Annotated in this window: 2 protein-coding genes; one reads left to right on the top strand and one right to left on the bottom strand. The window is 42.6% G+C overall.

Annotation, left to right across the window (positions count from 1 at the left end):
- The first annotated feature begins 55 nt into the window (after window positions 1–55).
- Window positions 56–1,279 (top strand): DUF4424 domain-containing protein, encoded by a 1,224-nt coding sequence (locus MUP17_13040; protein MCJ7459894.1) that lies wholly within the window; start codon window positions 56–58, stop codon window positions 1,277–1,279.
- 228 nt (window positions 1,280–1,507) lie between these two features.
- Here MUP17_13040 and MUP17_13035 read toward each other — a convergent pair whose 3' ends face one another.
- Window positions 1,508–1,831: a hypothetical protein gene (locus MUP17_13035; GenBank protein MCJ7459893.1), complete on the bottom strand. Its 324-nt coding sequence runs from the start codon at window positions 1,829–1,831 to the stop codon at window positions 1,508–1,510.
- Between the last annotated feature and the right edge of the window lie 357 nt (window positions 1,832–2,188).

Here is a 2,188-nt window from a genome sequence, read left to right as displayed (position 1 = left end):
GTCGGGCAGTCCCGCCTCTGGCTGGACAGCCCGACCTACCTCTGAGTGAACTAAGATGAAAATGAAGCTTATTTACTTCTGGATCATTCTTTTTTCCCTGCTTTCATTGTCTACTACCCGCGCTGACGATGCAGAATTTGCAGGTGAGGGAGAGACCGTCTGGCCGATCGAGAATAAGGAGATTGAGATGGTGGCTGAGACGGTTATGGTTCGTCCGGCAGGAAGACGTTGGGAGGTTACCTGTACTTTCATCTTGAGGAATACTGGAGAGGCAACAGAGATACAGGTGGGATTTCCGGATTTGACAGATGAAGGACCGGGAGCAGATACAAGCAGAGGGACAATCCAAGATTTCAAATGCTATGTAGACGGGAAAGAGGTTAATACACAGCATAAGACCGGTATAGAAAGCCCTAGAAAGACCGTGCCTTACTATCCGTTAGCTTATGTGTGGAAAGTGCCTTTTAAAAAGGGACAAAAAAGAATAGTTAAGAATACTTACAATTTTGGGGGGTTATATATATCAGATGGTACTACTGAGCTGAATTATATTTTGACGACAGGTGCTTTGTGGAAGGGGACAATTGAAAGCGCTTTAATCGTATTCGATTTAGGCAAACTTGATCCCCGTTTTACTTATTCCATACGACCGACCGGATATAAAATCAAAGATCACCAGATTTCCTGGAATTTCAAGGATTTTGAGCCCGAAACTGATATTGAGATAGGTTTATCTCCTTTAGTTCAGGAATGGTTCGAGGAAGCAGAAATTTATAATCGAACTGATTCAATTGAGGTTTTAAAAAGCCTATTGTATAACGGGGATTGGCTTTTGGAACGTCATATTCCTAGAAATGTAGAAAACGAATTCTTCCAGAAATACGAAAATCTAATAGCCCGACTCGAGAGCCTTGGTGTTAACGCCAGTCGGTTTAGGGCGCTAAAGGCCATAAGAACAGAGGATGCTCAAACAGATGTAAGGGAGAGTTTCAATTTCATTGAGGAACTTAAGAAAAAGGATGAACTCTCGGATGATGACGAGGAGATACTGTATATTTTCTCCTATCAAGCACACTGTTGTCTGGACAACTTGGAGATTCGCAAGGGTCTTTCTGAGGTTTTCTTGATAAAGTATGAACGTGAGATATCTTGTCTGGATACCATTCAGGATCCGAATAAAAGGAGTAAAACCGGATCCTATTTAATGAATCAGCAGGCATATTATAAAAAAGAAATAGAAAATCTGGATAGTTTGATCAATCAACAAAAAGGAAAATAAGAAATCTTTATATTGGAAGGTGGAAGGTAGGTCGGGTTGCGTCAGCTACCCGACACTGGTCTGACAAGAGTCGCCGAAATAAAACGATTGTCGGGCAATCCCGGCTTTGCCGGGACAGCCCGACCTACCTCTACACCACAGAGAAAATCAAAAGCGCCATCTTTTCTTCACAAAATGGCGCTTAAGTTTTTGTTAGCCGAAAGTTTTGCTGATTTCTCGAAGTAGCCCCTATTTTTTCTTCGGTGCTTTCATCTCCGTTACTTTTTTGGAGATCGCATTCTTTGCCCAGTCATTTGCCATCATCTTGTCGATCATGGTCATGGCCATGGTGGTATCCCCGACCATTGTATCCATCATCTTGCCCATGACGTCAGGGTCCTGCATCATCTTCTGCATAACCTCGGACTTCATATCCGGATTTTCCATCATCTTGGTCATCATCATCGTGGCTATCTCTTTGTTCTGCATCATCTGCTGCACCGCCTTTTCCTGACTGCAGCTTAAGAAAACGAGAACCAAAACCGGGATTAACAGGATAACAAGCTTTTTCATCTGTTTCACCTCCCTTAAGTGAATTTGTTGTGTGAATTTAAACTCCAAGTATAGAGTTTGTCAAGAAAAATAAAGAAAAATTCTTGAAAGAGAGATTAGATGTAAGACGTGAGATGTAAGGGCGATCCGCCGAAGGCGGACTCGCCCAATAGATGTTCGGGATGTGACCCTTCAGGGTCGTAAAGGGTTCTGTAGTTCTGTAGAGACGCATAGCCATGCGTCTCTACTTTTATTTCAAAACATAAATATTGCTCCCTCAGGATGTTATCATCCTGAGGGAAAAGAGGGGATGATAACATCCCCTTAGAGCAAGAGTCTCTACTTTTTTGCCGGTTTCAAAACATAAATCACCCAGGG

The sequence above is a fragment of the Candidatus Zixiibacteriota bacterium genome (genome assembly GCA_022865345.1).
GTDB lineage: Bacteria > Zixibacteria > MSB-5A5 > MSB-5A5 > RBG-16-43-9 > RBG-16-43-9.
Note: the sequence above shows the minus strand (reverse complement) of the source record. Positions and strands in the feature narration are given on the sequence as shown.

Bases quoted from the DNA above. Each gene is read 5' to 3' on its own strand.
- MUP17_13040 (MCJ7459894.1), top strand. From the start codon at position 56: ATGAAAATGAAGCTTATTTACTTCTGGATCATTCTTTTTTCCCTGCTT.
- MUP17_13035 (MCJ7459893.1), bottom strand. From the start codon at position 1,831: ATGAAAAAGCTTGTTATCCTGTTAATCCCGGTTTTGGTTCTCGTTTTC.